Origin of the sequence: Rubidibacter lacunae KORDI 51-2 (genome assembly GCF_000473895.1) — a bacterium.
Classification (GTDB): domain Bacteria; phylum Cyanobacteriota; class Cyanobacteriia; order Cyanobacteriales; family Rubidibacteraceae; genus Rubidibacter; species Rubidibacter lacunae.
Window position 1 is genome coordinate 33,342 of sequence record NZ_ASSJ01000008.1, and the last position, 26,519, is coordinate 59,860.

Below are 26,519 nucleotides of genomic sequence, written 5' to 3' on the forward strand. Positions count from 1 at the left end.
ACTTTAAACCGGCTGGAACAGCAATATTACGTTCACAAGCTCCTGCAGCGCTCCCGCTCGGTGCGCTCCCGCTCCATCGACCTGCATCACGTGCAGGTTTCGCTGATACGCCGCTGCAAACTGCTCCAGGTACTTCTCGAAACATCGGCTGGAGATGGCTGAACTCCCAGAAGCAGCGTTCCTCCGTCATCGGCTCCACCGCTCCGTAAAGCAAAAATGCCTGGAAGCTCCACTGCACCTGCTCCAGGGCTTCACCCCTCGAGCGGCGAGTACCCGCCCGGTCTCAGTGTGTAATCCAAAGCGGCTCTCGTCCTGGCACCAGTAACGCACCCACTCGTAGTCCACCACCGCTTCGACCCGGCTCTTCAGTTCCTGGGCAATACGCTCGGGCAGTTTTTAACTCTGCCACGGCATCGGCGTCTTATTTGACGTCGACGGGACGAGACGACTTCAGCTTCGCTCCCAGGCGGTAGCGCACGGTGTCGTGGACGGTAGAGTAGGGCAGCTTTAGGTCCCAGACGTCTGCGAGCCAGGTCTGAACTTCCACATAACTGGAGAAGCCGCGCTCGTTCTGGAGCTCTTGCTGCAATTGGGCGAGGGCATCGCCTGAGATCGCTGGCGGGCGACCGGAGCGCGGCTTGGGCTCGGTGAGGGCGCTCAAGCCGCCGCCACGATAGTCCCTGAGCCAGCGCGAGACGGTGACGCGGGTGCGTCCGAGGAGGCTGGCAACCTGGGTTGCTTGGGAAGCATGCCCGGACTTGAGCCAGTAGAGAGCCTGCAGCTTTTCCTTGACTCGGGCATTGGAGGTGGAGAGGAGGAGGGAGCGCAGTTCTTCAGCGGACTCAGCGATATCGATGTGGAGCTTTCCAGGCATGATGAATCATCTCGCGAACCTGACACCTACTACTCGTATCACATTTTCCTGGATTTCGCATGAGCATCTCCAACTACAGATACTTGCAAAATGGGAATGTATATGAATTCGGCTCGGGAGGAGCGGAGTCAATGATGAAGCAAATTGACCAGCGGCTGAAAATTTCAGGGGCTAAAGATGGGAGGCAGACAATCCAACCCAAGGGCTGGCAAATTGATGCACCTCCCTCATCAAATAGCTCTGAATTCTCTCGATATAAGGTGAAACTCATCCCTTTTGGCAAGCCTACAAAAATGTTATTCCCAATCAATGACATTGCTCAATTTGGAAAGAAATTTGGCAAAACAATCATGTCGAACGTCTCAAAAAATGCCGAGCGACAGCGGGTTTCAAGGCTAGTCAGAAAGAGCCTATCTTTTTTTAGGAATTCGAAAAACATATTGTTGCCAATAGGTACTTCTTACGTGGTTAAAATGTAGGGATTTAAAGACTTTGAATCGCCACCACTACTTATGAAATAATAGGTCAACTGAAGATGTGAGGGCAGAGCTGCGAGTCTTATTCAAACGAATCCCGAACGCGTCAAGCGAGTGCTCGGAACGGGCGGCGATCGCGAGGTAGGTTTCGCGATCGCCCAAAGCCTGTCGGAAAAATGCTACTAGACGATCGTGGTGGTGCGATCGTTTGAGGGAACCCGATATACCAAATCCTCCAGAACACTATCCGAGTCAAATAACAGCAAATCCTGCAGCATCTTCATCTGAAGATTTAGGTATGGAAAATATCTAGGGCTTGCTGAAAAAGGCTGGAATTGTTTCATCGAAAAGGTTCCAGCGTTTTTTGCATCAGAGAAGTGCAAGGTTATGGTTGCTAGTACCTCAAAACCCTTGCACTTGAGCCGAGATCTAGGGGCGAAAATCTGGGTCTAGATGGCGAAAGCCTGATTTCATGAGCTCTCTGTCCCCTAAATTCACTTTGTGAACTTTTTCAGCAAGCCCTATTTACGCGGAGCTAATATCAAGCCACCGATCGCTTGGGTGGAAATGGCATTCCGTTCGAACTCAACGTCGGCAACGATCGCTCCATCGATCGATCGCCACCTTGACCCAACGCATAGTCTGTTTGGACGTGCCAATCGACAACTCCGGGGTCAATCCGGATAATGACGGCGTCGTCACGATTCTTACACCCCGCGCGAGTCGCTGCAATCGGAGACGAATACCAATATCTTTTGGACGATCCGCAGCTTCGGGCAGAATTTCGCCTGTTGGAGCAGTCTGACGATACTGAATTCGTCAAGTTGTCGAGCGGTGCGGGCATCTTCGCAAGCCTGATGCAGGCAATGTCGAGCTACCGTTTCTCAAAATAGGCCATGAACGGCGCGAAGATTATGCTGGCGCAAGCTTTGCAAGCCCAGGCATGTCGTGAATGCTAAGCGTCCGGTCTGGGTCAGGACCAATATGGGCATGGTCAACGGCACGTGCTCGCCCGCGGAAGGAACCGGCAAGGCAATTTGGCTGGCAACTGAAGCGCCTAGCCCCACCATTTCGTTCTGGCGCGATCGGGCAGAGTGTTTTGAATGTTTGCGGCGAGCAATCGCATTGACTTGGCAGAGGCGAGCATGATTAGTACAATAGTTCGCTATACTTCATTCGCCAGCGAGAACGCCGTCATGAGCGCAACGACTCCAAGCCGCACTAGTGGCCTCAGTCGAACCAATACGCCTGCCGCCGCGATCGAGAAAGCCATCCTCAAAGGTGACTTGCGCGCGCTCACCGAAATCGAGCGTTTGCAATACAACGTTGCAATTTGTCGCGCTCTCGGTCTCGACCCTGTCACGCGCCCCTTCGACTACATCCTGCAAGACGGGAAAATGAGTCTGTATCTCAATGCCAACGGTACGGCGCAGTTGCGCGCCCTGCAAGGTATTAGCACGTGCATCGTCGGGAGACACCAGGATGTCGAAATGTGCTACGTCACATGCGTTGCCACCGATCGCGCCGGTCGCAGCGAAGAAGCAACCGCCGTCGTGCCCTTGGTTGGGCGGGATGGCAAACCCCTGACCGGTCAAGCCAAGGCTAATGCCATGATGAAAGCCGAAACCAAGAGCAAGCGCCGCGCCACGCTCGCGCTAGCCGGAATTCCCAACCTCGCTGGTGCCAACTGCCATTCCGAGCGCTGGCAGTCCACCGCGATCGACCCGCCTCTCGACCTGTTGCCTGACGCCACCTAGGCACTGCGATTGGTTCACATCCTGCACGACGTTGCCCCCGCGACCGAGCAATCCTCGTGCCGAGAGGTTTGTCCTATATCGTTGGGCGAGTAAGATCGACAGGTCTTCGGGGCACTCGAAAGCCTTATTGCCCTGTTTTGGGATCTCTACAGCCTCAGCTGGCTGGAGATCGTTATAAGGCTTGAAACCTTTGCTGTGCGATTGTTGCAAACTTAGCGGGTAAAGTCAGAAGTCGAGACAGTCTCGGACGCAGCTACCTCAGTTTCCCTTGCGAGAGCTGGCGGTGAGGCTGCACTGGCGACTTCGTTCAAAGGTAGGAAGATCGTCAAGACCTCACCGGCGTCTGGATGGTGGCGAACTGTTAGCTTGCCCCCGATTATCTGGAACAAGTGCTTGGTTGCATCCAAGTTGAGGCTCAACCCGCCCGTCTCCGGACGCAGCAGCAGCACGCGTCCCAAAAGTTTAGGTGACGGCTGAGCCTCGCCTGTGCGCGCGAGCATGCAGCCTCCTTTGGCGCGGACCTGGAGCTTGAGGCGATCGCCGGCAGTTGTCACGCGCACCTGGACCTGCGCGCCAATTGGAATACCCGAGGTGAAGCAGTCCATCAACCCGGTCAGAATGCGATCGAGCAAAGCCGGGTCGCTGACGACTGCCGGGAGCGTCTCAGGCAACGCTACGCTAAGCGCGACGTTGCGCCGCCGTGCTTGCTGCTGCCAGTGGGGAATGCTCTGCTGTAAGACACGCTCCAAGGCAACAGGTGCCAAGCGGACCTTCGCCGGCCGCGACCGATCGCGGTGCGACTTGCTGTCTAGCTCCATTACCTGGAAAATCAACTCCATGCGCTCGATCTGCGCGGTACATTCGCGGTCGATCGCCTGCAGTCGCTTGGCTATGCCTGCGTCGAGTTCCGCTCGCTTGAGTGCGGAGCGCGCCAAGATCCGAATGGTTGCCAGCGGCGTTCGCACTTCGTGAGTGAATGCTTGGAGCAGTTCCAGCTCGCGCGATGTTGCGGGCATTGTCGGTCGCTCAGGTACCGCATCATCAGAGGGCAGTGCTTGCAAAATCCGGCGTGCGAACTGCGTCACGAGGCGGTAATCCGGTTGCGGTTGCGGCTGTGCCGCCCAAGCTGCTGACAGTGCGGCCGCTCGTTCCGGACAAGCAGCCGCGACGCGCGGCTGCAAGTTGGCCCATGCGACCCGTGCAGCTTCCGGTGCAAACGAAAATTGAAACGCGATCGCGCCCGTTGCCGTCAGTCCCAGAGCGAGGGTCAGACAGAAGCGATCGCAGATAACGAGCCCGAAGCACTCGGCTCCCAGCGGATCGCCCGGTGCTAGTGGTAGCGCGATCGCCCGGTGCCCGGCTGGAACAGTTGTGGCTCCCGGCAGCTGTCGGCGCTGCATGTCGGCTGGTACGAAAGCCGCCGCGTGCCAGGTCGGTCCGAGCACTTCTGTAGCTAGTAACGGAGACGGCCCCGACAACACGACTCCCGATGTTGCCGACTCTGCGATCAGCTGCCCGAGAGCAACCACGGCTGCCGTCCATTCGCGGTACGCGCGGCGAGCTGCTGCCAGCTCGGATGCATCTGCTGGCATACCTGCAACTGCATCGCTATCTGTCTGCGCGATCGCTTCAATGACGGTTGGTAGCCACCCCGCTTGCACCGTTTTCTCTCCCCTGACCGTTGCAAATTGACGAAATTCTTTGAATTAAATAGATACTAACGACCCATCGGTAGATTCCCAAGGTGCAGAACCGAACCCGTGTGGTCGAGATCGCCTCCGACTCCCAGTTGTGACGCCGAGCCTTACGCAACCGCAGACAAGGAACATCCCAGCGCGCTGGTAAAATCACCCTGGACGTACCATTTGGCAAGCACCAACTCAATTGGCGCAACTGGGGCGAGTATCAGGTGCGTTACCAAACATAGGTAGCGCCTGCCCGAGTGGTAGAAACCCCCTTGATGAAGGGAACCCGCACCTGCCCAGCGATTACAGCCTCACGGGGGGGCATATTTAGGAACGTCTAAGTCTCGACAGTCGATCGGTCCTTATTAAAAGCAAGTAGATGTACTTGAACCAAAACTCATACTTGAACCAAATTTCCCCGTGGTGTGGAATCACCAGATGCATATGGCAAACCTAAGGCAATTGGCCGTGCCTGCTGCCGACCGTCTCATCGTGCCCCTTGACGTTCCGACCCTCGACGCGGCGATGGGCTGGGTCGAGCGCTTGCCGGATGTAACGTTTTGGAAGGTAGGGCTGGAGCTGTTTGTCGGTGCGGGTCCGCGCGTGCTAACTGAGTTGCGACAGCGACAAAAGCAGATTTTCCTCGACCTCAAACTGCACGATATTCCTAATACGGTGGCAGGGGCCTGTCGCGCAGTCGACGCGGTCGAGCTCATGACCGTGCATGCGGCAGGCGGCATGCAGATGTTGCAGGCAGCAGTGGCAGCTTTCGGGGATCGCGGCGATCGCCCGCGGCTGCTGGCAGTATCCGTGCTGACGAGTCTGGACGCGCGCGCACTAGCCTTTGAATTGCGGGTGCCGCTGGAGCTACCAGACTACGCACTGCAGATGGCTTTGCTGGCGAGAGATGCAGGCATTGACGGTGCCGTATGTTCGCCGCGCGAAGTCGCACAGTTGCGCGAGGTTTGCGGGAAGGATTTTTTACTCGTTTGTCCGGGCGTTCGGCCGCGCGGCAGTAACATCGGCGACCAACGACGCGTAATGACTCCTGCCGAGGCGATTCGCGCAGGGGCAGACTATCTGGTGATCGGGCGGCCGATCGTGGCTGCGCCCGATCCGGTAGCGGCGTGGCAGCAAGTTTGTGCGGAGGTGGACGCCGCACTATGAGTTGCTCCCCCCACTGGGTGTTCGTTCGGTCTTTGCTGGGGCCGGTAACGCAGTTATTTTGCTGGCGGTCGTTTGGGCTGGTGTGGAGTGGAGCGATCGCGTTCTGGCTAATTTTAAATGTGCCTGCCCGCAGCCAGGAGACAGTTTCGTCGATCGCGCCGCCGATTGCTTGTCCTCATGCAATCGAACCGCTAATGGTGCTGCTATTGCGCGACTACCCCAACTATGCCAATCGCGCGATCGCGCGATCGCGCTTGGCGAATGACGAGTTCGACTTCCACGTGGTTGCGGCCGGCCGTCTGGAATTCGAGCCGCTGCCCTTGAGTGCGGACGGGGGGGAAACTGATATCTTCGGGCGCGATCGTGGTGTGGTGCAGGTGTTCTTTACGACGTTGGAGCGCAGCTACCAGAATTATGCTGTTGTATCTACTCAGCAGTATCACTGGTTGTTGTTGACACCGAGCGGGGGCGGCTGGCGCTTGGTAATGGCATTCACGCGTTTGGGGGGAAAGACGGCCGATGGGGCGAGCTTGCCCCAACCGCCATTGAATACTACCGACAGAATTGTCGGGCAGGTGGTGAAAACTTGGTTGCACGACTGCCGTAACGGCAGGATCCGCGCTGATTTGTCGGAGGCGGCGCGCGCGACCATTCGTCAGGAGGCTCCGTTCTGATGCGCGAACTGTATTCGCGCGTGTTGTTTCCGCGCTTGCTCGATTGGGTCATGTCGGCCGAGGCGATGGCGGTCCGCCGCCGTCAGTTGCTAGCTGCCGTGGAGGGCAACGTTCTGGAGATCGGCTGCGGGACGGGACTGAACTTTGCGTTCTACCCGCCCAGCGTCCGCACGCTCGTGGCCACCGACCCGAATCCGGGCATGATGGCACGGGCGCGGGAGCGCGCCGCGGCGGCACCGATCGCAATCGCCTTGGAAACTGCCGATGCCCAGGAGCTCCCTTTTGCGGATGGGACGTATGACTGCGCGGTTAGCACTTGGACTCTGTGTAGTATTCCATCCGTGGAACGCTCGCTGCAGGAAATTCGCAGAGTGCTCAAACCAAGCGGACGGTTGTTTTTTGTGGAACACGGTCTGTGTCCCGAGCCGAACCTCAGCGTTTGGCAGCGGCGGCTGACGCCAATTCAGAAGCGCATTGCTGATGGCTGCCACCTCGATCGTGCGATCGACCGCCTCATTGCAGCAGAGTTTGCCATGGAGCAGTTGGAGAATTCTTACCTCGAGGATACTGCGAAGTTCGCCGGCTACCTCTATCAGGGAGTCGCGATCGCGCCCGCTACCTAGTAAGTGGCTCAGTTCGCTGAGGGCGATCGCCACGAGCAGCAGTTCGAGTGAAAATTCGAGCGAAAATCAACGTAGTTCGCTCTCGCTCTCCATGCCCGACCCCATTCTAGACTTCAACACTGGTTGGGAAGAGGCGATCGACTCCTTCCTGTCCAACCTGCTTGCCTTTGCCTTTCTCGAGTGCGATGGGCGATTGACTTGAACCCACACCACCAATCCCTCAACAACGAACTCCAGCAACTGGAACGCGACACGTCGACAAACTGTTTCAGTTGTATGTGCTCGGTTGGGCGATCGCCCAGATACACCTCCACGGTAACCCTGAAGTGTGATCTCGTGCTGGGTTAGGAGCAGAGCAAAGTAAGTGTTCTGCGTCACCCTCACCCTCACTTTGCAGGATTGCCACTAGATGATTCTGCTTACCTATCTTCGTCAAAACAAATCCGACATCAGCGGTGGAATTGCAATACAGTCGAGCGTGGTGCGTTGACTTTCCTGCAGGGAATTGGCGTCGATCGCGATTGTCTCAAAGCGCACGGCGTGGGTGCCGATGGGTACCGTCAGGTAAGTTGTTGCTACCAGGCGATCCCCGTCGGGCGCGAAATCGACAAGAGCGCGCGGACCGTCAAGGATCTTCCGCGTGTGGCGGTCTTTCATCCACAGCTTGACGTAGATGCCAGCGGCAGCGGTGGGTAAGGCTACGCGCAAGGTCAGAGCTCGACCGCAGGGCAGTTCCAAAGAATCGAGCTCGATTGCCGGAAGCGGAACGGGTTCGGCCGGCTCTTGCGGCGGCGTTGTACTCGTCGCGACGAACTCCGCTGGTAAATGGCGCGCTGGAGATTCTGCCTGGGCGTCGACCCAATTCACTTGCAGGTCGGGCTGCTCTTCCCAAAACGGTCCCGGAGCGCGATCGCCTGCCGGTACTGCAATGGCCGGTCCGCAATCGTTATCGTGGCTGCCGTTGCCATCCCAGCCGTTCCCGGAGCCGTTACTGCTGATGTGAGGATTGTTGCCATGAGGATTGTTGACATGGCCGTGCCCGTTGCGGCGATCGTCGGGTCGATCGGAGTTGCCATGAGTAGCATGGCGATCGCCCGGTAGCGCAGGCAGTTGCGGGGTGTGGGTGACGTAGCGCCCCGCGCCAGGACTCAAGCGCGGAGGCATAACCGACGAGGTAAAGGAAGGCAAGGGTGACGCGATCGCTTCGGCCAAGCGCGCAGCAAAAGTACTGGGATTTGCAGCGGCATCGGGTGATGCCAGAACGGCATCGACTAACGCCTCAAAATCGACGCTGACCGTGAAGGCTTGGCGAGCCAGCGTCGCCGCCGATAAAGACTCGGTTGCAGGCGGGCGGCGTTCGGACTGTTCCAGACGCTGCTCTAGAAACACCTCGCCCAACAGCAAGTGAGTGGTGCAGTCGGGCGGAATGGGTAGCGTCTGTCCGAACTCTGCCGGGAGCAATCGCGAGTGCAGGTCGAGCGCGATCGTGTAAACGGTCTGGGCGGTCTGCGAATCCCACAAGCGCACGCGAAGGTATAAATCCGGCAACATGGCTTGCAGGCGATCGGCAGCCAGTGGGTCTGTCGCTTCGATGCGACCGCACAAAAGCAGTGGTTGTCCGTGCCTACCGGTAAAGGTCTCGGCAGCCAGAACGATCCGCCAGTCCGGACTGCTGGGTGCATACAGCTCCGGTTTGAAGTTCGGGTCGTCGGGCATGCCGTCCTGGGTCTCGTCAGCAACCAGCGGCTCGATCGCGTCATCGAGCAGAGCGTCAATGGTGGTGTGTAGGTGCGATCGCAGATCGCTGATATCTTGCGGAGCAAAGTCTTCCAGCACCGACCGATCCGGTTCCGACGGCGGCGCAGAATGAGGATCGGAATCGGGAACGTCCGGCGCGAGCAATAGGTCCCCGACTGGGGCAACGCGCTTTGCTTCAGCAAGCTCGGGTACGGTTTCGATGAAGAAGGCCTCGTCAGCGTCGTCGGCAACACACTCGAAAACCTCAGACGGGTCAGCGGAGCTGCCGGACGGAGCCGCTGCGGTGCGATCCCCGAACTCGCCGGGGGCTTCGCGAGTAAGCATGTGGTCGGCCTCATCGCCAGGATCGCCAGCAGAGCGACCAACCAGGTCGGGAAGCGTTGTCGGAACGCTACCGAAGCTGGGTGGAGGCGGGGCAGACCCGCGTTCTGGTTCGACACTCCAAGCGAGCGATCGCGTCCAACCTTCTCCCAGCAGCTCGGCCAGAACGTCGCCCCGACAGACCAATTCCCATTCACCGGGCAACAAGTCTGTATCCGGCATCAGCAGAGCCAACCCGTCCGCACTGGAGCGACAGCGTTGGGACTCGAATAGATAACCGGCTCCGCTGCCGCTGGACTCAGCCGCCGAGCAAAACGTCATCCGCACGTCCACGTCCTGATTCGGTCGCGTGCGAGCGGCGATCGCGTATGTGCCGGAAGACAGGATCCTGTCGAGCGGGAACGGTCGCCAGTTGGGGTCGCCGGCGCTGCGGATGAGGACTTCCCAAGGTATGGCTGTCATGTCGCATGCGGGGGTGGAGGATGCCGATCCCGTCAGAGATACGGCAGGGGTCGAGTCGGGTAAGTTGCTGCTGAACGCGCTCGCAACGTACCCAATTAAACCCCAAAGAAAGAAATAGTCTATTGGTGGCGCAGACTATTCAGGCGCGCATGCAGTTCCGCAGTTGTTGCGAGAAGTTGCGCCTGGGGGAGGGTGGTTTGTTCCTGGACGGGCAACCACTTGAGCTTGAGGGTATCGGTGGCAGCTTCTTCCTCTCCGAGCACCAAACAACCGATCGCTCCGCTACGATCCGCGCGCTTGAACTGCTTGGCAAAGCCACTGCCGCTAAGGTCGAGTTCCACGGCAAAGCCCGCATGACGGAGCTTCTGCGCTAGCACTAACGCTTGAGCTTCAGCGCGGTCGCCGCGCGAGACCACGTAGAGATCGGGGGCGATCGCGGGTGGGGGAGTTAGCTCTTGTAAGAGCAAAACCAAACGCTCGATCCCGATTGCCCACCCAACGGCTGGGGTAACAGGTCCGCCCAGTTGTTCGATCAGTCCGTTGTAGCGACCGCCGCCGCACACGGTTGCCTGCGCGCCGAGGTCGTCGGATTGGATTTCGAAAGCGGTGTGGGTGTAATAGTCCAATCCGCGGACCAAGCAGGGGTCGAGCGCGAAGTCGATGCCGAGGTCGCTCAATTGCTGTTGCACGGCCGTAAAGTGCGCCTGGGACTCCGAACCAAGCGCGTCGAGAATGCTGGGCGCATCGGCCACGATCGCGCGCGTGCGCTCGTCCTTGCTGTCGAGAATCCGCAGCGGGTTGCGCTCTAGGCGACCTTGCGAGTCGGCGTCGAGGTCGGCTTTGTAAGGCGTCAGGTACTCGATCAAGGCTCTGCGGTAGCGCTGCCGGTCTGCAGCATCGCCGACGGAGTTGAGCTGCAGGCGCAGGCGCTGCAAACCGAGGGCTCGGAGGATATCGGTGGCGATCGCGATCGTCTCGACATCGGCACGGGGTGCAGCGCAGCCGATGAGCTCGAGTCCGAGTTGGTGGAACTGGCGCTGGCGCCCGGCTTGCGGGCGTTCGTAGCGAAACATTGCACCGCCGTACCACAGCCGCTGCGTGCCCCGAGCGTGCAATCCGTGCTCGATGAAGGCGCGGGCGATGCCGGCCGTGCCTTCGGGGCGCAGGGTCACCGATCGATCGCCGCGATCGCGAAAGGTGTACATTTCTTTGCCGACCACGTCAGTGGCTTCGCCGATGCCACGTGCGAACAGTTCGGTTTGCTCGAACAGTGGCGATCGCACCTCCCGGTATGCCGCTCGATCGAGAACCCCCCGCGCGATTGCTTCCACCCGCTGCCAGTACGCCACTTCTTCGGGCAAAATATCCCGCGTGCCTCGCAGAGCCTGAATCGCCCCCATACCTGTAAAATCCCGCAATGGAACCTAACCAGCCTAACAAAGGGGCATTTGCCCGCGATCGCCCGCTCGTCCCTACGGTACTAACATCGGCATGCATCACCACGCGAGCATCTTGCCCGGAGTGCTCCCGCCGCCTAAACTAACCCAGATACTTCTCCGATACTTCGTTGTCGTCATCCGATGCTACGTTGTCTGCGGATGCGGTGCTGTCGACTTGGTTGCCCCCATCTCGGGGTCGCGCGTCCACTCGCAATAGTCGCGCACCAGCTGCGTCAAGATTCGCTGCTTAATTCGCTGCAGCACGCTCTTGAGCAATCCGTTGCCTGTTGTCTCCACTAGTCCGCGCGGCATCAACCACAGCGGCGGCGGTAGCTCCACATCCACGATCAACTCCGCGCGCCCGCGTAAGACCGTTTTGCTCTCCGCTGTCCCTGGCACTAGTTTGCCGCGCAATTGCAGCGCAAAGCGATTGTTGATGTAGTCGTTACCGACGATCTTCGATTCCTCCGAGCGTACCCACACCGTTCCATCTGTTCCTGCGGTTACGCTCAGAATTGCCATCGGCTGAAAGTGATAGAGGTCGAGAAAATCGACCGGACGCAACCGCAACTGGAACCGCTCTCGCCCCAACACCTGTATGAGCTTCGGGTTCGCGATCGCCCGGACCAGGCGCTGCGGTTGACGCAGGTAGTGACAGATCGGCACCTGCTCGTTGGTGATGGTTAGCTCGACGGATTCGACTGCAGCAAACCGGGTCGTTTTCATATAAAGTAAAGTTTCTTTAGGGTCATATTGACTTGTGCCAACTTTTCCCGGTCTCGGGAGCATTACCACCTTGAGGTTGGAAATTCTCGTCATTCCAAAGCCAAAGGGTGAAGAAATCGACTCTACTATATTTATTAAGCATACGTTGCCGCGGCCTTGCTCTGCAGGACAACGAGCTGTATTTCCTCACCTGTCAAGGCCCGTGGATTATGGTCGCGATCGCTTACCTCGGACCGCCCGGCACCTATGCCGAAATAGCGGCCCTGACCTACCAAAGCTGGTTGGCTGACGTCCGCCACTGCACGGCAATCCTAAAGCCTTATCCGAGCATTGCGCAGTCGCTACAGGCAGTAGCTGACAGTAAGGTCGATTGCGCGGTCGTCCCAGTCGAGAACTCCACCGAAGGCAGTGTCACCGTCACGCTCGACATGCTCTGGCAGCTCGATAGATTGCAAATTCAGCACGCGATCGTGTTGCCTATTGCCCACGCCCTGCTCTCGTACAGCACCTCCCTGTCCGACGTCCGCGTCGTCTACTCGCACCCTCAAGCCCTCGCCCAATGCCAGCACTGGCTGGAAATATCTTTACCTCAGGCGCGCTTAATCCCGACGGCTTCCACCATCGAAGCCGTCAGTCACTTGCGCGATGACTCGAGCTCTAGCGCGATCTCCTCTGTCCGCGCTGCCGAGCTCCACGAGCTGCCCATTCTCGCCCGAGGTATCAATGACTATCCCGACAATTGCACTCGGTTCTGGGCCGTGTCGCGCGCGCCAAGCCGAACGGGCAGGCTCCTATCGCTTGCATTCATCACACCCGATCGCCCGGGTTCTTTAGTCGCACCGCTTGCCGTTTTTGCAGAGCGCGGTCTCAACCTCACCCGCATCGAGTCGCGCCCGACCAAACGATCCCTGGGCGAATACCTCTTCTTCGTCGATCTCGAAGGTGATATGCAGGATACAAGCGTCCGCGCCGCGCTCAACGCATTGCCGGTCCATACGGAAGTGCTCAAAATCTTCGGCAACTACGATTTGCTGCCAACCGGATCGACGCGATATACCTGCTCTATCCAGACCTGCTAGCAGCTCGAACTGGTTGACCACCGCCGTCCGTAAAGTGAGAGAGCAAGCGGAAAAGCCTAACTAAGAGCATCTTTAAGGGCCGTGCGCGCAGCTAAATGGCTGCGCGTGGTTCCGAGGATTTCCGCTTCACGTTGCAAGCGCTCGCCCGTATCTTGCATCTCCAGAAGCGCCTGCTGCTCGGCCGCAACGCCATGCAAGTTACTCGCGACCCAAAATGACAGCTCGCAAGGTAGACGCGGCAGGTCGTCGGGCAACTCGATTTTTTGGTCGGTCAATTTTGCTGACAGGCGAACCACATCGTTCAAGAGCTTCGCCACGTCATCGGCTAGCGGCTGTAACTCGCCTACAGGTGGAGTATCTTCAAGCCACTCGACTAAACCCACCCGGTATGGCTTCTCGCGCACGTATTCTAATACGCGGAAACGCTGTTTCCCCTTAGTCATGATTCGCATGCGGTCGTCTGGCAAGCGTTGAAAGTTCACGATCTCTGCACAGCAACCCACGGATGCATTCTGTCCCTTCGCCGGGTCAAACATCAAAACGCCGAAGCGACGATCGCTATCAAGAATCGTATTCGTCATGATCCGATAGCGAAACTCGAATATGTGCAGTGGCAGCGGTCGCTCCGGGAACAGCACGACATCCGGCAATGGAAACAGCGGCAGCTCGCGAACCGCGATCGAGGAGGGAACCATGTCGCTCATCACAGAGAAAAGAACTCCTCCCCTACTTTAACGGATCTACCGATAGTGTTTGCGCTCCAAGCACCCGCAAAAACAGGCTTTTCTAAAGCTTCACTTCGATGTCGACCCCAGCTGGTAAGTCCAGTTTCATGAGTGCGTCGATAGTTTTTGAAGACGGTTGGTAAATGTCGATGATGCGACGGTGGGTGCGCGTCTCGAAATGCTCGCGCGAGTCCTTGTCCACATGGGGCGATCGCAAGACGCAGTAAATCTTGCGCTTAGTCGGGAGCGGAATCGGGCCGATTGCTGTGGCATTGGTGCGGTTAGCTGTATCGACAATTTTCTCGCAAGAGGTATCGAGCAAGCGGCGATCGAACGCCTTCAAACGGATGCGAATCTTTTGCTGTTGAATAGTAGCCATTGTTCGATTTTCGAGGTTCAAAAAGTGCGAAGCCGGGAGACTTCAAAAACTAGGGAGAAGCGGCAAAATGCTCGCTCCTCCCATATTTTGAGAGTGTAGCCTGGCGAGTTACTTGTCGATCTTGGACACCACACCAGCACCAATCGTGCGTCCGCCTTCGCGAATGGCGAAACGCATACCTTGCTCGATCGCGATCGGCGTAATCAGCTCCACGGTCATCTTCACGCGATCGCCCGGCATCACCATCTCGATTGGGCTGCCATCGTCTGCCGTGAATGCCGTGATCGTCCCCGTTACATCCGTGGTCCGCACGTAGAACTGCGGGCGATAGTTCGGGAAAAATGGCGTGTGACGGCCGCCTTCTTCTTTCTTAAGGACGTAGACCTCGGATTCGAAGACAGTGTGCGGCGTGATCGAACCGGGCTTGGCCAAAACCATGCCGCGTTCGATCTCGTCTTTCTGCACTCCGCGCAGCAGCACGCCAACGTTATCGCCAGCCATGCCCTCGTCCAAAGTCTTCTGGAACATTTCGACGCCGGTGACGGTCACTTTGCGCGTGTCCGCCAAGCCTACCATCTCGACTTCTTCGCCGACCTTGACCTTGCCGCGCTCGATGCGTCCCGTGGCTACCGTCCCACGACCGGTGATCGAGAAAACGTCCTCAATTGCCATTAGAAACGGCTTGTCAACTGCACGCTCGGGTGTCGGGATGTACTCGTCTACCGACTCCATCAAAGCGTAGATCTTATCGACCCATTCGTCAGAACCCTGCTCGATCTTGGGGTTCGAGGTAAGTGCCTCCACGGCCTTCAGTGCCGAGCCCGTCACGATCGGGATATCGTCGCCTGGGAAGTCGTATTCGCTGAGCAGCTCGCGCACTTCTAGCTCTACGAGTTCCAACAATTCCTCATCGTCCACTTGGTCCTGCTTATTCAGGAAGACAACCAAGCTCGGAACGCCCACCTGACGCGCCAGCAGGATGTGTTCGCGAGTTTGCGGCATCGGTCCGTCCGCTGCCGATACGACCAAAATCGCACCATCCATCTGTGCTGCACCCGTGATCATGTTCTTCACGTAGTCGGCGTGACCGGGGCAGTCCACGTGAGCGTAGTGACGGTTATCCGTCTCGTACTCAACGTGAGCGGTGTTGATCGTAATTCCGCGAGCTTTCTCTTCGGGAGCGGCATCGATGTCTTCGTACTTCTTGGCCGTGGCGCGGCCGGTTGCCGAAAGTGTCATCGTCAGCGCCGCCGTCAGCGTTGTCTTCCCGTGGTCGACGTGACCGATGGTCCCGATGTTGACGTGATCTTTGGTTCTTTCGAATTTAGCGCGTGCCATGATCGTTCCTTACTGTGGTTATGCGTTCCCTTGATTTTTGGCGATGACCGCTTCAGCGACGTGGCGCGGTACTTCCTCATAATGGTCGAATTCCATCGAGAAAATACCTCGACCTTGGGTCTTGGAGCGGATGTCGGTTGCGTAACCGAACATCTCGGCCAGCGGCACCTGTGCGGCGATCTTAGCAAGTCCTCCTTCGGTGTTCATGCTGCCGATCTGACCGCGACGGGAGTTGAGGTCGCCCATCACGTCCCCGAGAAATTCCTCGGGAACTTCCACTTCGACCTTCATCATCGGTTCGAGTAAAACGGGATCGGCGAGCTTAACAGCCTCGCGGATACCCATCGAACCGGCGATTTTAAAGGCCATCTCAGACGAGTCTACCTCGTGGTAAGAACCGTCAACGAGAGTTGCTTTGAGGTCAATGGTGGGGTATCCCGACAGGATACCCGACTCGCAAGTCTCCTTCATCCCAGCTTCAACTGAAGGAACGTACTCCCGAGGAATCGTACCGCCGACGATTTTGGAGACGAATTCGAACCCGCTGCCGGATTCGCCCGGCTCGACTTCAAGAACAACATGGCCGTATTGCCCCTTACCACCACTTTGCCGGATAAACTTGCCTTCGGCACTGGCGCGCTTGCGGATGGTCTCGCGATAGGCCACTTGCGGCTGACCGATGTTGGCTTCGACCTTGAACTCGCGCAACATGCGATCCACCAAGATTTCGAGATGTAGCTCGCCCATACCAGCAATCACGGTTTGGTTAGTCTCGGGGTCGGTTGCAACGCGAAACGTCGGATCTTCATCGGACAGGGACTGCAAAGCTTTGGAGAGCTTCTCCATGTCCTGTTTGGTCTTTGGCTCTACAGCTACCGAAATAACGGGTTCGGGCACGTAGATCGACTCAAGTACGATCGGCTGCGCGTCGTCGCACAGCGTATCGCCTGTAGTCGTATCTTTGAGCCCGACGATCGCTCCCAGCTCGCCCGCTCGTAGCTCATCAACTTCGATACGTTCGTTGGACTTAAGAACGATGAGGCGCGACAGCCGCTCTTTCTTGTCTTTAGTCGCGTTGTAAACGTAACTTCCCTTCTGCAATACGCCCGAGTAAACGCGAATGAAGGTTAGACGGCCGTATGGATCCGACGCCACTTTGAATGCTAAAGCTGCTAGCGGTTCGTCATCGTCGGCCGGACGCACCCCTTCCGTCCCGTCACCCAGCAGGCCGTGAATTGGCGGTACCTCAGTTGGAGCTGGTAGATAATCGACAACGGCATTGAGCAGCAACTGTACGCCGCGATTCTTGAACGCGGAGCCGCAGAGCATCGGAACCAGCGTGCCCTGCAAGGTACCACGCCGCAAAGCACGCCGAATCTCGACTTCAGTCAGAGATTCCTCAGCAAGATACTTCTCTAAGAGAGACTCGTCGGTTTCGGCAACGGCTTCGACGAGCTTCGCTCGGAACTCTTCAGCAAGTTCGACAACCTCAGCGGGGATCTCGGCAACTTCGATCTCGGTGCCGAGATCGTTACTGTAAATGTATGCCTGCATGCCTACAAGATCGACTAGCCCGCGAAATTCAGACTCGCTACCGATGGGGATCTGCACGGGCACGGCGTTGCATAGCAGGCGATCGCGCGCCTGCTCGTAGACTTTGAAGAAATTAGCACCCGTCCGGTCCATCTTGTTCACAAAACAGATCCGCGGCACCTGGTAGCGGTCGGCTTGCCGCCAAACCGTTTCGGTTTGCGGCTGCACGCCCCCGACCGAACACAACACGGCGATCGCTCCGTCGAGTACACGCATGGAGCGCTCGACCTCGATGGTGAAGTCAACGTGACCGGGCGTATCGATGATATTGATCCGATGGTCGAGCCAACTCGTACTGATGGCTGCCGCTGTAATCGTGATTCCGCGCTCGCGCTCCTGTGCCATCCAATCCATAACGGCATTGCCATCATGGACCTCGCCAATCTTGTGTGCGACGCCAGAGTAATAAAGAATGCGTTCGGTCGTAGTCGTCTTGCCAGCGTCGATGTGTGCGGCAATCCCGATGTTACGAACCCGCTCTAACGGAATTGTGCGAGCCATAGCTAACTCCTTACCCCAACGACCCAGCTAAACCCAACTCGGCAGCGATGTTTGGCGCAGCTTACAAATCAATGCCTTCCCCCCGTGCCGTCCGGCTAGCTAAGCTTGCGGCATCAAACTTTCGGCAACAATGTTGCCCGCGAAAGCCGAGTTTCCTAGTAGCGATAGTGAGCAAAGGCCTTGTTAGCTTCAGCCATTTTGTGCGTCTCTTCGCGCTTCCGGATCGCGCTGCCCGTTTCGTTAGCCGCATCGACGATTTCGTTAGCAAAGCGAACGGACATCGACCGCCCCGCACGCGTCCGTGCGAAACGCGCTAGCCAACGCAGAGCTAATGCCGTTCCTCGGGCAGGGCGAACCTCCATCGGAACTTGATACGTGGCACCCCCGACACGTCGGGCCTTCACCTCAACTAGCGGCGTGACATTGCGCACGGCCTGCTCGAAGACATCTAACGGCTCCTGACCGGTGCGCTCGCCGACAATTTTGAGCGAGTCATAGACAATTCGTGACGCCAAAGACTTTTTGCCATCCAACATCAAACGGCGAATCGTCATGCTAATTAAGCGGCTGTTATAAACTGGATCGGGTGGGATTGGGCGCTTTCGAGCATTACCGCGACGAGACATGATAGATAATTACTGGAAATTGCAGTAGACGAAATGAAAAGTGATGCCTGTTTTTTCACGTCAGGCAACCGTGTCAGGTGCGAACGACAAATTGAATAAGCCGAGATTATTCTTTTGGGCGCTTTGTCCCGTACTTGGAGCGACCCTGACGCCGGTCTTTAACGCCTGTGGTATCCAGAGTGCCGCGAATGATGTGGTAGCGCACGCCCGGTAAATCCTTGACACGACCGCCGCGGATAAGAACAACGGAGTGCTCCTGCAAGTTATGACCGATACCGGGAATATATGCCGTAACTTCAAACCCGGAGGTCAAGCGCACGCGAGCGACTTTGCGGAGAGCGGAGTTCGGCTTCTTTGGCGTCGTTGTATACACGCGCGTGCAAACCCCCCGCCGCTGCGGGCAGGACTTAAGCGCTGGAGATTTAGTTTTTTTCTTGGCTCTGCCGCGTTCGCTGCGGATCAATTGCTGGATAGTGGGCATGAACTAAGCCGGGCACGCTTTATATAGTCAACAGCTCACTAATATATCAATTCCATCCAGGTACTGTCAACTCCCGCCAACGAGCACTGAGGGCAAAAGCACACTCGGAATCTCAGCGCGATTTTCGCAATCGGCGAGGTTCGATCTGGATTTATTGAGAATAGAAACCTAAGTTCAAGCTCGTCAGATCGCCAGCGCCCTGATTTCGAACTTGGCACAGAAATCTGCATGCGTTTACCCCTAAACGAGCAATGGATTTTTGACGATAGGAGGTCCTTGACTGCCTGTAAAGGGAAAGACAGTCAAGCCAAAAACAGTTATTGGCGATTCACAGAAACGTAGATCGCTCCAACAGTGGTGCTCGACTGAAGACGCGCTTACACCTAGCGTGACGTGGGTTGGTTAAGCAAAATGTTTTCAGTCCGAGGCGGTTTTAAAGGAATGCCCGCAACTGCAGTGTTGGATCGCTTGTGGGTTTTGGAAACGAAAGCTCCCACCCATGAGATCCTCGCCGTAGTCGAGAGCTAGGTTTTCCAGGTAGCTGGTGCTACTGGCATCGATCGCAATAGTGAGGTTGCCGGAATAGCAGATGCGATCGCCTTCAGCAGCTGTATCGACGAGGTCCATAACGTAGTAAAGCCCCGAGCATCCACCTGTGCGGACGCTCAGATGTACCAAGCTATTGGGACGATCGCGCACAGTGCGCTGACGCTCGATCTCGCGCGCTGCAGTGGGACTCAGACGGACGGTCATTGTGTCTAACTCGATTACTTTCTGCCGATGACGTTGCGGTTGAGATTGCCCATTGTTGAGGCTTTATGGCGATCGCCGAGGATTACTTTTTGTGGCGGGCGTAATCGTCTTGGAAACGAACGATATCGTCTTCACCAAGGTATTCGCCGTTTTGCACTTCAATCAGAATGAGGTCGATAACACCAGGGTTTTCCAAGCGGTGCGTGGTGCATTGGGGCACATACGTAGATTGATTCGTAGCCAAAACGACCTCGCAATCACCGCAGGTCACCTTAGCCGTTCCCGAGACCACGATCCAGTGTTCGCTGCGGTGGTGGTGCATCTGCAAGCTTAGACGGTGACCGGGTTTGACAACGATACGCTTGAGTTTGTAGCCCCTCCCTTCATCGAGTACCGTAAAGGAGCCCCATGGTCGTTGCTCGGTAGCAAGATAACTACCATTAGTTGCCGAGATCGGGGCAACGGGCTTGACTTCGATTTCAGTTTGAGGTTGAAGCATAATCCTTATTGCCCCCCTGCTGTGAACTAATTTTGGTGCCGCTTGCTCTACAAGACATTGCCCGTAAACGACCGCAATGACCCGGCTCGAAGCTGCAGGCATAGGCGTCAATTTACTGTAGCAGACGGTTTCGATCGAAACTGTGCGTCTGCTGCCGTGAATACCCTTACCGTCATATGCAGACGCTACCCATGACTATTAAGCCTGCACCACCAGCAATAGTCGACCCGATTTGGGGGGACGAGCATGCTTGTTCGGTCCCAGCACCGCGCGATTTACTCAAGAGGCACTGGCAGCTAGGAGGTCGTCGCTCATGTCGAAATTGGTGACGACGGTTTGGACATCGTCGAGGTCGTCGAGGGCATCGACGAGTTTGATGAGGGATCGCGCTTGGTCGGGATCGGTCACCTCAATGTGATTGTCAGGAATCCAGCGCACTTCAGCATCGACAACGGGTAGATCCTGTGCCCGAAGGGACTGGCTGAGTGCTTCGAGATTGGTTGTTTCGGTGAAAACCTCTGCGCCGGGATTATCGCGGTCGTGGTCGAACTCATAGCTATCGGCACCGCCAGTAAGGGAGGCTTCAAGTAGCACGTCCTCGGAGATACCGCCATCGAGGCGCACGACGCCTTTCTGAGCAAACATCCAGCTCACGCAACCGGTTTCGCCTAGGTTGCCGCCATTTTTAGAGAAGGCCGATCGTAGATCGGCAGCAGTGCGATTGCGGTTGTCCGTTAGGGCTTCGATCAGAACGGCAACGCCGCCCGGTCCGTAGCCCTCGTAGCGAACGGTTTCATACTGCGCGCTGCCATCTTCAAAGGTACCGGCGCCTTTCGCGATCGCGCGTTCGATGTTGTCGAGTGGAATGCCGGCAGCTTTTGCTTTGTCAATCGCCGTGCGCAGTTGGAAGTTACCTTCGGGGTCGGGGATGCCCATCCTTGCGGCGACGAGGATCGCTCGCGAAAGCTTGGTGAAGACGGCCCCGCGCTTTGCATCGACCCGCGCTTTCTGACGCTTAATATTTGCCCATTTGCTATGTCCTGCCATTGCCCTTTTAAAGCTGATATTGACTAGAAACCATCTGGGTGGGGTACTTCGACAGTTTTAACATGAGTGCTGCCGGCAATCTCACAGACCGGACTTTAGGCGGACGTGGGGAGCCGTTACCTCGCTAGGATGAAAGTGAAGGCGTTGCGCCGAGTTCGGCAGGGTACCGACCGGTGGGAGCAGCTTGGATGCTAGCGAGCTGGTATTATCGCAAGCATGTTAAGGAACCTTTAAGCCTAGTTAATGCTCGGGGGGCGAGGGCTGGCGCAGCCAATCCCCGGCAAATTCAGCAAATTTGATAACGCGCACTCGCAGGCTTCCGCTTCGAGTTGATGCTTCGGATGCCACCGCCGCTAAGAGTAGAACCGATGTTTCCATCTTTCCCCCCCTCGCCGGCCGACGAACGCACGGACAAGCCCGAAGAAGCTTGTGCGGTGTTCGGCATTTACGCTCCGGGTGAAGACGTAGCAACAATGACGTACTTCGGGCTGTATGCGCTGCAGCACCGCGGTCAGGAGTCGGCTGGCATCGCTACCTTTGAGGACGACGGCGCTCACCTTTATAAAGACATGGGGTTGGTGACGCGCGTGTTCAACGAGGGTATCCTCGCGCGCCTGGCGGGCAATATTGCTATCGGGCACACGCGATACTCGACCACTGGTTCGAGTTTGGTGGAAAACGCGCAGCCGGCGGTCGTAGAAACGCGTCTCGGACCGCTAGGGCTCGCGCACAATGGCAATTTGGTCAATCCAGAAGAGTTGCGGGCAGCACTCGAAGAGGACAATTTTAAGTTCTTATCGACAACTGACTCGGAAGCGATTGCCTTGGCGATCGCCCAAGAAGTCAATGGCGGAGCCGACTGGCTGGACGGGGCAGTGCGGGCTTTTAAGCGCTGTCGAGGGGCATTTAGTTTGGCAATTGCCACGCCGGCCGGACTGATGGGCGCGCGCGATGCGAACGGCATCCGGCCGTTGGCGATCGGCAAGATCGCAGGCGAGCCGACACGCTACGTGCTGGCATCAGAGACAGCAGGGCTCGACATTATTGGTGCCGAGTTCGTGCGCTCGGTCGAACCCGGTGAATTGGTCTGGATTACGGATGCAGGACTCTCGTCAGTCAAATGGTCAGAGCAGCCCGATAGCAAGCTGTGCGTATTCGAGATGATTTACTTCTCGCGTCCGGATAGCATCGTGCACGACGAGACGCTTTACAGTTACCGGCAGCGGCTGGGCGCGCAACTCGCGCGTGAGTCGCCGGTTGAAACGGATTTGGTGATTCCGATACCTGACTCCGGAACCCCAGCGGCGATTGGATTTGCCCAAGAGTCAGGAATTCAGTTTGCAGAGGGGCTGATTAAGAATCGCTACGTTGGACGCACCTTTATTCAGCCGACTCAGCACATGCGCGAGGTGGGCATTCGCGTCAAACTCAACCCGCTGAAGGACGTCTTGGCAGGCAAACGCGTCGTGATGGTGGACGATTCGATCGTGCGGGGCACAACCAGCCGCAAAATCGTTCAGGCGCTCCGAGAAGCTGGAGCTACGGAAGTTCACATGCGCGTGTCGTCGCCGCCGGTGACCCACCCTTGTTTCTACGGCATCGATACCGACAATCAAGATCAGCTCATTGCGTCGCAAAATTCGGTTGCCGAGATTGAGGCGCAGCTCGGGGTGGATTCGCTGGCGTATCTGAGTTGGGAAGGAATGATGGCTATGACAAGGCGCGACCCGAACAGCTTCTGTTCTGCCTGTTTTACAGGTCGGTATCCCGTGGAAATTTCCGACCGCCTCAAGCGAACGAAATTAATCTTAGAGCAGCCCGAGGGCATTTCAACCGGCCGCTCGGACGACGATGAACCTGAGCCTGCACCGCAAGGCGAAACCGTAGGCGTTTGAGGGGGACGTTCACGACCGCGCCCGCGCAGTTTGGTCCTAAGTACCGAAAGTGCGATCGCCGGCATCGCCCAAACCGGGGACGATGTATCCGCGCTCGTCGAGTTTTTCGTCAATGGTCGCGCAGTAAATCGTCAGCTCGGGGTACTGAGTGCCCAGCTTTTGGAGCGCGACCGGAGCAGCAACAACGGAAATGACCCGCGTATGGGCGAGGTTTGCCCCTCTGCTAGCAAGTTGATCGAGGGCTAGCAACAAAGAGCCACCCGTCGCCAGCATCGGCTCGCAAATCAGCACGCGCGTGTCGGGCTGCAACTGTGCGGGGAGCTTGTTAACGTAGCAGCTCGGCTGCAGGGTTTCCTCATTGCGTGCCACGCCAATGTGGTAGGTGGATGCCAGTGGCAGTAAACCTTGGGCACCGTCGAGGAGCGCCAATCCCGCCCGCAGGATCGGGACGACAGCGATCGGGACGGAGTAGTCAATCGCAGTGACGGGGCAGGGAGCCAGTGGCGTTTGGACTTCCCCCGTAATGGTAGGCAGCCAGTCGCGGCGTATGGCTTCGTAGGTCAGCCAGCGACCGAGTTCGCCGAGCGCGCTTTTGAACAGTGTAGAGGGCGTACTGGCATCGCGCGCGACGCCGAGCCAGTGTTTGACAAGGGGATGGTCGGGAACGTAAACGCGCAGTTGAAGACTCATGGCAGGGCAGGGGACGATGGGCTCAGAACATCTTACCGGCTCGCGGATCCAGCAGGGGGTTGTAACCCTCGTAACCATGATGCTGGTGTTTTGGCTGTTTGCAGAATCGAACAGCTCGTCAGCGCCCTCCCGAACATCCTCGGCGGCGTGCTAAAGTCACTGGCGTGATTGGAGGCACTCGCCGTGCTTCGACCCAGGAGCTGGTATTTCGTACCTGCTTTCGCGAGACTGAATGGCTAAGGGTTTCCCCAGCGCAGGATGTAATCATTTTGTTGCTTCGAACCGCACATCCCACAATAGAAGGGACGTTTTGGTCCGGCAACTGCATGAGTGTCAATCGACTTGCCAGCGGCTCGCTCTGTTGGCGTACTGGGATGCTAACGCTTGCCTGGTTGGGACTGCAAAGCGGGACCGCGATCGCGCAATCCGGTCTGCCGACCGCTGCACCAGCCGGACAAACTGGAAGCTGTCGGCCGTCGGTACTGTCGCAGCTAGAGCGCCATACAGTGAGTGCTGGCGAGACAATCTCGAGCATTGCCGCGCGCTATGGTTTGTATCCTGGGACGATCGCGCGGCTCAATCCCGGCGTGCCGGATGCGCCTGCATCGGGAATGGAAGTTTTGGTGCCGCCATTTAACGGCATGCGCTTGGAAGTGCCCTCAGGCACTACCTGGAACGATTTGGAAACAGCTTATGGCGTCCGAGCCGACGTGCTGTTCGAGCTGAATGGTTGCACGCCGCGTCCCGAATCCGTATTCTTGCCAGGCGTGAATTGGTCTCCTACCGGACGAGTCGGGGACTACAACGGTTTCGACGGCTATCCGCTACCGGAACGTGCCGAAGTTACGCTCGCTTACGGTCCGCACGGGCGCGGCTTCCACAGTGGCCTCGATTTGCAAGCTGCGCCGGGCACGCCGGTGCTGGCAGTGGCTGCCGGAACTACGGCCTTCGTCGGACCGAGCGATGCCTATGGCAATCTGGTCATTGTCAATCATCCCGACGGCCGACAGACGCGCTACGCACACCTGGGCGAGCTGGGAGTAACGGTCGGGCAACCTGTCGTCGCCGGTCAGCAAGTAGGTACCGTTGGGACGAGCGGCGTTCCGGACGCGCGGAAGCCGCACCTGCACTTTGAAATACGCATCCGCACGCCGCAGGGATGGGTCGCCCAGGATCCGGTGCTGCATTTAATCGGCGATCGCAGCAACCCCGAGACCAACCGCTATACTGGCGAGGAATTGAGCAAATGAGACGGATGCGGTCGCTGGCTAGAAGGCGTCTAATTTCTCGCGCGCGGTCTGCAACAGCTGTAGCGAGCTAGATAACCATGGACGTAGAGAGGGACCGAAAGCGATGGAGGGCGTGGCAGTGGATCGCCCTCGGGTGCGGGGGGACTCTCTTTGTGGGGTTGGGGCTGTTGGCAATCGGCGGGTACCTTATTACCCTTAGTGTCAGCAGGTCAAACAACCCCGAGGAGGCGCGTGCCGCCCTTTTGCCTACGAGATTCCGGGTGGAGATCGCGGTTTCGCCAGCATCAGCATGTTCGGCTTCGCGGTCTCGCAGGTCTCCGACCTCAACGAACCGCCGACGGCGTTCTTGTCTGTCGTTCAGTTGCCATGAGTCGGCGACGCGTCAGCCCCAGCAGTCGAAACAACCAATTTCGAGCAGAGACTCCTCGACTCGGCGCGCGAGTCGCTGATGCTGGCGGCAGGGCAACCTTGGATGAAATGCCCGAGCGAATGGAGCTGGTGGAGCTTTGTGGTGCAACCGTGCCCGTGACGAACTTGGCAGGGCAAGTGCGCGTTGCAGAAACGCCCGAGGCTATGCAGATAGTGGAATATTCGGCATCGGTCAGCTACGAAGGCCAAATCCGCATCGTATATGTCTACACGAAAGGTGCCGAAGCTGTTTCGCGCGCAGCAGCAATTTTCGACTCCTTGGAATGTCAGTAAAGGCCCGTACGGCCGGCGCGGGCGATCGCCTTGCCTTCACCCGCGCGCATGCCAAAATCAACCGACCTCGCGACGCAGGAAATCAATTAAGTCGCCGGAGATGTCCTCGCTCCAGTGTTCTTGCGGGTAATGTTTGGCATCGGGCAGCTTGGTAAGTTCGATATTGTCTGCTGCCGCGATCGCCTCGACCGCTGCCACGTCCAGCCAGGGATCGCGCGCGCCCCAGAAGATCGCTGTCGGTTTCGTCCAGGATTGCCAGCCGATGTCCAGCTCCGTCATCGCCTTGGCAAACTGCATGTTTTGAACGGCCATCAACAGGGAACGCCCGACTGCCGAACTCTCCAGAAACGGTGCGCGATAGGTGGCTAAATCGCGATCGTCGATGCGGAAACCGCTGCCACCCTCGAGCGTGCGATCCACCAACAGCGGGTCTTGGGTCAGCATGTCGCCGACAAACGGGATACCCCACTGTCGCATCGTCCAGGGCAGTCGCGCTGCCATCGATAGCGGTGCGTTCAGAACGACCAACCGCTCAATACGCTCGGGATGGCGCTGCGCGTACTGCAGCCCCACCGAACCGAGAAACCCTTGCACCACAATCGATACACGATCGCAGCCCGCGGCATCCAGAAAATCCCCCAGTGCGGCAACGAATGCATCCGGCGTGTAACGAAAATCGAAGCGGTCCGGCTTGTCAGAGCGTCCCGAACCGAGCCAATCGGGGGCGATCGCGCGAAACCCCGCTTCAGCCAGCGTTGGCATTAAATAGCGCCAGCAAAATCCGTGAGACGGCAACCCGTGCAGAAGCACGACAGGAGATTCACGCGGCGTGCGGTCGGGCGCGCTCTCGCGATAAAACCAGGTGAATTTGCCTGCCGTCACCGTTTGCTCGGCAATTCCAGCCATTTCCGCGCTCCAGCTAGCGTACCGAGCAATTATACGGGGAAGCCGAACCCGCTCGGTTGCGATCCGCATTAGCGTTACAACAACTTGCCAAGA

The 26,519-nt window shown here is 57.7% G+C and carries 25 protein-coding genes and 1 pseudogene; 10 read left to right on the top strand and 16 right to left on the bottom strand.

Features of this window, described 5'->3' with window-relative positions; all coding sequences use genetic code 11:
* Positions 1–421: 421 nt before the first annotated feature.
* On the bottom strand, positions 422–874 hold the full coding sequence (locus KR51_RS02425; protein WP_040654859.1) for a helix-turn-helix domain-containing protein: 453 nt from the start codon (positions 872–874) through the stop codon (positions 422–424).
* 131 nt (positions 875–1,005) lie between these two features.
* On the opposite strand from KR51_RS02425, the gene KR51_RS02430 reads away from it, so the two are divergent.
* From KR51_RS02430 to KR51_RS17195, 3 genes are all read left to right on the top strand, one after another.
* Positions 1,006–1,353 (top strand): hypothetical protein, encoded by a 348-nt coding sequence (locus KR51_RS02430; protein WP_156914927.1) that lies wholly within the window; start codon positions 1,006–1,008, stop codon positions 1,351–1,353.
* A 752-nt stretch (positions 1,354–2,105) separates the two neighbouring features.
* Positions 2,106–2,243, top strand: a complete 138-nt coding sequence (locus KR51_RS02440) for a hypothetical protein (RefSeq protein WP_156914928.1) — start codon at positions 2,106–2,108, stop codon at positions 2,241–2,243.
* Between the two features lie 303 nt (positions 2,244–2,546).
* The gene (locus tag KR51_RS17195; protein ID WP_156914929.1) at positions 2,547–3,107 is read left to right on the top strand and encodes a hypothetical protein; all 561 of its coding nucleotides are present in this window, start codon (positions 2,547–2,549) and stop codon (positions 3,105–3,107) included.
* A gap of 212 nt (positions 3,108–3,319) precedes the next feature.
* On the opposite strand, the gene KR51_RS02455 is transcribed toward KR51_RS17195, so the two are convergent.
* On the bottom strand, positions 3,320–4,768 hold the full coding sequence (locus KR51_RS02455; RefSeq protein ID WP_022604466.1) for a sensor histidine kinase: 1,449 nt from the start codon (positions 4,766–4,768) through the stop codon (positions 3,320–3,322).
* Between the two features lie 492 nt (positions 4,769–5,260).
* On the opposite strand from KR51_RS02455, the gene pyrF reads away from it, so the two are divergent.
* Genes pyrF through KR51_RS02470 form a run of 3 tightly spaced genes read left to right on the top strand, consistent with a single transcriptional unit; the run spans position 5,261 to position 7,256 of the window.
* Entirely contained in the window at positions 5,261–5,959 is a 699-nt protein-coding gene (pyrF, locus tag KR51_RS02460; protein WP_156914935.1) for an orotidine-5'-phosphate decarboxylase, read from the top strand.
* Complete coding sequence (locus tag KR51_RS02465) at positions 5,956–6,633, top strand: hypothetical protein (protein ID WP_022604469.1); 678 nt, start codon at positions 5,956–5,958, stop codon at positions 6,631–6,633. The genes pyrF and KR51_RS02465 overlap by 4 nt, the downstream gene beginning before the upstream one ends.
* Positions 6,633–7,256 carry a class I SAM-dependent methyltransferase gene (locus KR51_RS02470; protein WP_022604471.1) on the top strand — a complete coding sequence of 208 codons (624 nt, stop codon included), beginning with the start codon at positions 6,633–6,635 and terminating at the stop codon, positions 7,254–7,256. The genes KR51_RS02465 and KR51_RS02470 overlap by 1 nt, the downstream gene beginning before the upstream one ends.
* Positions 7,257–7,688: 432 nt before the next feature.
* On the opposite strand, the gene KR51_RS02475 is transcribed toward KR51_RS02470, so the two are convergent.
* The 3 genes from KR51_RS02475 to KR51_RS02490 all read right to left on the bottom strand — a co-directional run bounded on the left by KR51_RS02475 (position 7,689) and on the right by KR51_RS02490 (position 11,962).
* The gene (locus KR51_RS02475; protein WP_022604475.1) at positions 7,689–9,797 is read right to left on the bottom strand and encodes a hypothetical protein; all 2,109 of its coding nucleotides are present in this window, start codon (positions 9,795–9,797) and stop codon (positions 7,689–7,691) included.
* Between the two features lie 119 nt (positions 9,798–9,916).
* A complete protein-coding gene (gene hisS / locus KR51_RS02485) occupies positions 9,917–11,197 on the bottom strand; it encodes a histidine--tRNA ligase (RefSeq protein ID WP_022604477.1) in 1,281 nt (426 codons plus the stop codon).
* 183 nt (positions 11,198–11,380) lie between these two features.
* A complete protein-coding gene (locus KR51_RS02490) occupies positions 11,381–11,962 on the bottom strand; it encodes a DUF1997 domain-containing protein (RefSeq protein ID WP_022604479.1) in 582 nt (193 codons plus the stop codon).
* A 206-nt stretch (positions 11,963–12,168) separates the two neighbouring features.
* Here KR51_RS02490 and pheA point away from each other — a divergent pair, with 206 nt between their 5' ends.
* On the top strand, positions 12,169–13,041 hold the full coding sequence (gene pheA, locus KR51_RS02495; RefSeq protein WP_040654910.1) for a prephenate dehydratase: 873 nt from the start codon (positions 12,169–12,171) through the stop codon (positions 13,039–13,041).
* Between the two features lie 56 nt (positions 13,042–13,097).
* Here the strand turns inward: pheA and KR51_RS02500 are convergent, their stop codons facing one another.
* The 9 genes from KR51_RS02500 to KR51_RS02540 form a co-directional block, all read right to left on the bottom strand.
* Positions 13,098–13,736 carry an LON peptidase substrate-binding domain-containing protein gene (locus KR51_RS02500; protein WP_040654912.1) on the bottom strand — a complete coding sequence of 213 codons (639 nt, stop codon included), beginning with the start codon at positions 13,734–13,736 and terminating at the stop codon, positions 13,098–13,100.
* Between the two features lie 91 nt (positions 13,737–13,827).
* The gene (gene rpsJ, locus KR51_RS02505; RefSeq protein WP_015193495.1) at positions 13,828–14,145 is read right to left on the bottom strand and encodes a 30S ribosomal protein S10; all 318 of its coding nucleotides are present in this window, start codon (positions 14,143–14,145) and stop codon (positions 13,828–13,830) included.
* A 108-nt stretch (positions 14,146–14,253) separates the two neighbouring features.
* On the bottom strand, positions 14,254–15,483 hold the full coding sequence (gene tuf, locus KR51_RS02510; RefSeq protein WP_022604486.1) for an elongation factor Tu: 1,230 nt from the start codon (positions 15,481–15,483) through the stop codon (positions 14,254–14,256).
* Between the two features lie 18 nt (positions 15,484–15,501).
* Positions 15,502–17,577 (bottom strand): elongation factor G, encoded by a 2,076-nt coding sequence (fusA, locus tag KR51_RS02515; protein ID WP_022604488.1) that lies wholly within the window; start codon positions 17,575–17,577, stop codon positions 15,502–15,504.
* Between the two features lie 155 nt (positions 17,578–17,732).
* Entirely contained in the window at positions 17,733–18,203 is a 471-nt protein-coding gene (rpsG, locus tag KR51_RS02520; RefSeq protein ID WP_022604490.1) for a 30S ribosomal protein S7, read from the bottom strand.
* Between the two features lie 106 nt (positions 18,204–18,309).
* Positions 18,310–18,684, bottom strand: a complete 375-nt coding sequence (rpsL, locus tag KR51_RS02525) for a 30S ribosomal protein S12 (RefSeq protein WP_022604493.1) — start codon at positions 18,682–18,684, stop codon at positions 18,310–18,312.
* A gap of 417 nt (positions 18,685–19,101) precedes the next feature.
* Positions 19,102–19,437, bottom strand: a complete 336-nt coding sequence (locus tag KR51_RS02530) for a HesB/IscA family protein (protein WP_022604494.1) — start codon at positions 19,435–19,437, stop codon at positions 19,102–19,104.
* An 82-nt stretch (positions 19,438–19,519) separates the two neighbouring features.
* Positions 19,520–19,936, bottom strand: a complete 417-nt coding sequence (locus tag KR51_RS02535) for a phosphomannose isomerase type II C-terminal cupin domain (protein WP_022604496.1) — start codon at positions 19,934–19,936, stop codon at positions 19,520–19,522.
* A gap of 279 nt (positions 19,937–20,215) precedes the next feature.
* A complete protein-coding gene (locus KR51_RS02540) occupies positions 20,216–20,983 on the bottom strand; it encodes a YebC/PmpR family DNA-binding transcriptional regulator (RefSeq protein WP_022604498.1) in 768 nt (255 codons plus the stop codon).
* A 368-nt stretch (positions 20,984–21,351) separates the two neighbouring features.
* On the opposite strand from KR51_RS02540, the pseudogene purF reads away from it, so the two are divergent.
* Positions 21,352–22,797 (top strand): annotated as a pseudogene (purF, locus tag KR51_RS02545) (amidophosphoribosyltransferase); the annotation flags it as partial.
* Between the two features lie 117 nt (positions 22,798–22,914).
* On the opposite strand, the gene upp reads toward purF, so the two are convergent.
* Positions 22,915–23,568, bottom strand: coding sequence for a uracil phosphoribosyltransferase (gene upp, locus KR51_RS02550; RefSeq protein WP_022604503.1), 654 nt, complete (start codon positions 23,566–23,568; stop codon positions 22,915–22,917).
* 374 nt (positions 23,569–23,942) lie between these two features.
* Between upp and KR51_RS02555 the strand changes: the two genes are divergently transcribed.
* A complete protein-coding gene (locus KR51_RS02555) occupies positions 23,943–24,818 on the top strand; it encodes a M23 family metallopeptidase (protein ID WP_051358036.1) in 876 nt (291 codons plus the stop codon).
* Positions 24,819–25,295: 477 nt separating this feature from the next.
* Complete coding sequence (locus KR51_RS02560) at positions 25,296–25,520, top strand: hypothetical protein (protein ID WP_156914931.1); 225 nt, start codon at positions 25,296–25,298, stop codon at positions 25,518–25,520.
* A gap of 57 nt (positions 25,521–25,577) precedes the next feature.
* Here the strand turns inward: KR51_RS02560 and KR51_RS02565 are convergent, their stop codons facing one another.
* Positions 25,578–26,426 carry an alpha/beta fold hydrolase gene (locus KR51_RS02565; RefSeq protein ID WP_022604509.1) on the bottom strand — a complete coding sequence of 283 codons (849 nt, stop codon included), beginning with the start codon at positions 26,424–26,426 and terminating at the stop codon, positions 25,578–25,580.
* Positions 26,427–26,519 lie beyond the last annotated feature (93 nt).

Bases quoted from the DNA above. Each gene is read 5' to 3' on its own strand.
- KR51_RS02425 (WP_040654859.1), bottom strand. From the start codon at position 874: ATGCCTGGAAAGCTCCACATCGATATCGCTGAGTCCGCTGAAGAACTG.
- KR51_RS02430 (WP_156914927.1), top strand. From the start codon at position 1,006: ATGATGAAGCAAATTGACCAGCGGCTGAAAATTTCAGGGGCTAAAGAT.
- KR51_RS17195 (WP_156914929.1), top strand. From the start codon at position 2,547: ATGAGCGCAACGACTCCAAGCCGCACTAGTGGCCTCAGTCGAACCAAT.
- KR51_RS02465 (WP_022604469.1), top strand. From the start codon at position 5,956: ATGAGTTGCTCCCCCCACTGGGTGTTCGTTCGGTCTTTGCTGGGGCCG.
- KR51_RS02470 (WP_022604471.1), top strand. From the start codon at position 6,633: ATGCGCGAACTGTATTCGCGCGTGTTGTTTCCGCGCTTGCTCGATTGG.
- KR51_RS02475 (WP_022604475.1), bottom strand. From the start codon at position 9,797: ATGACAGCCATACCTTGGGAAGTCCTCATCCGCAGCGCCGGCGACCCC.
- hisS (WP_022604477.1), bottom strand. From the start codon at position 11,197: ATGGGGGCGATTCAGGCTCTGCGAGGCACGCGGGATATTTTGCCCGAA.
- KR51_RS02490 (WP_022604479.1), bottom strand. From the start codon at position 11,962: ATGAAAACGACCCGGTTTGCTGCAGTCGAATCCGTCGAGCTAACCATC.
- KR51_RS02500 (WP_040654912.1), bottom strand. From the start codon at position 13,736: ATGGTTCCCTCCTCGATCGCGGTTCGCGAGCTGCCGCTGTTTCCATTG.
- rpsJ (WP_015193495.1), bottom strand. From the start codon at position 14,145: ATGGCTACTATTCAACAGCAAAAGATTCGCATCCGTTTGAAGGCGTTC.
- tuf (WP_022604486.1), bottom strand. From the start codon at position 15,483: ATGGCACGCGCTAAATTCGAAAGAACCAAAGATCACGTCAACATCGGG.
- fusA (WP_022604488.1), bottom strand. From the start codon at position 17,577: ATGGCTCGCACAATTCCGTTAGAGCGGGTTCGTAACATCGGGATTGCC.
- rpsG (WP_022604490.1), bottom strand. From the start codon at position 18,203: ATGTCTCGTCGCGGTAATGCTCGAAAGCGCCCAATCCCACCCGATCCA.
- rpsL (WP_022604493.1), bottom strand. From the start codon at position 18,684: ATGCCCACTATCCAGCAATTGATCCGCAGCGAACGCGGCAGAGCCAAG.
- KR51_RS02530 (WP_022604494.1), bottom strand. From the start codon at position 19,437: ATGACCGTCCGTCTGAGTCCCACTGCAGCGCGCGAGATCGAGCGTCAG.
- KR51_RS02535 (WP_022604496.1), bottom strand. From the start codon at position 19,936: ATGCTTCAACCTCAAACTGAAATCGAAGTCAAGCCCGTTGCCCCGATC.
- KR51_RS02540 (WP_022604498.1), bottom strand. From the start codon at position 20,983: ATGGCAGGACATAGCAAATGGGCAAATATTAAGCGTCAGAAAGCGCGG.
- upp (WP_022604503.1), bottom strand. From the start codon at position 23,568: ATGAGTCTTCAACTGCGCGTTTACGTTCCCGACCATCCCCTTGTCAAA.
- KR51_RS02555 (WP_051358036.1), top strand. From the start codon at position 23,943: ATGCTAACGCTTGCCTGGTTGGGACTGCAAAGCGGGACCGCGATCGCG.
- KR51_RS02560 (WP_156914931.1), top strand. From the start codon at position 25,296: ATGCCCGAGCGAATGGAGCTGGTGGAGCTTTGTGGTGCAACCGTGCCC.
- KR51_RS02565 (WP_022604509.1), bottom strand. From the start codon at position 26,426: ATGGCTGGAATTGCCGAGCAAACGGTGACGGCAGGCAAATTCACCTGG.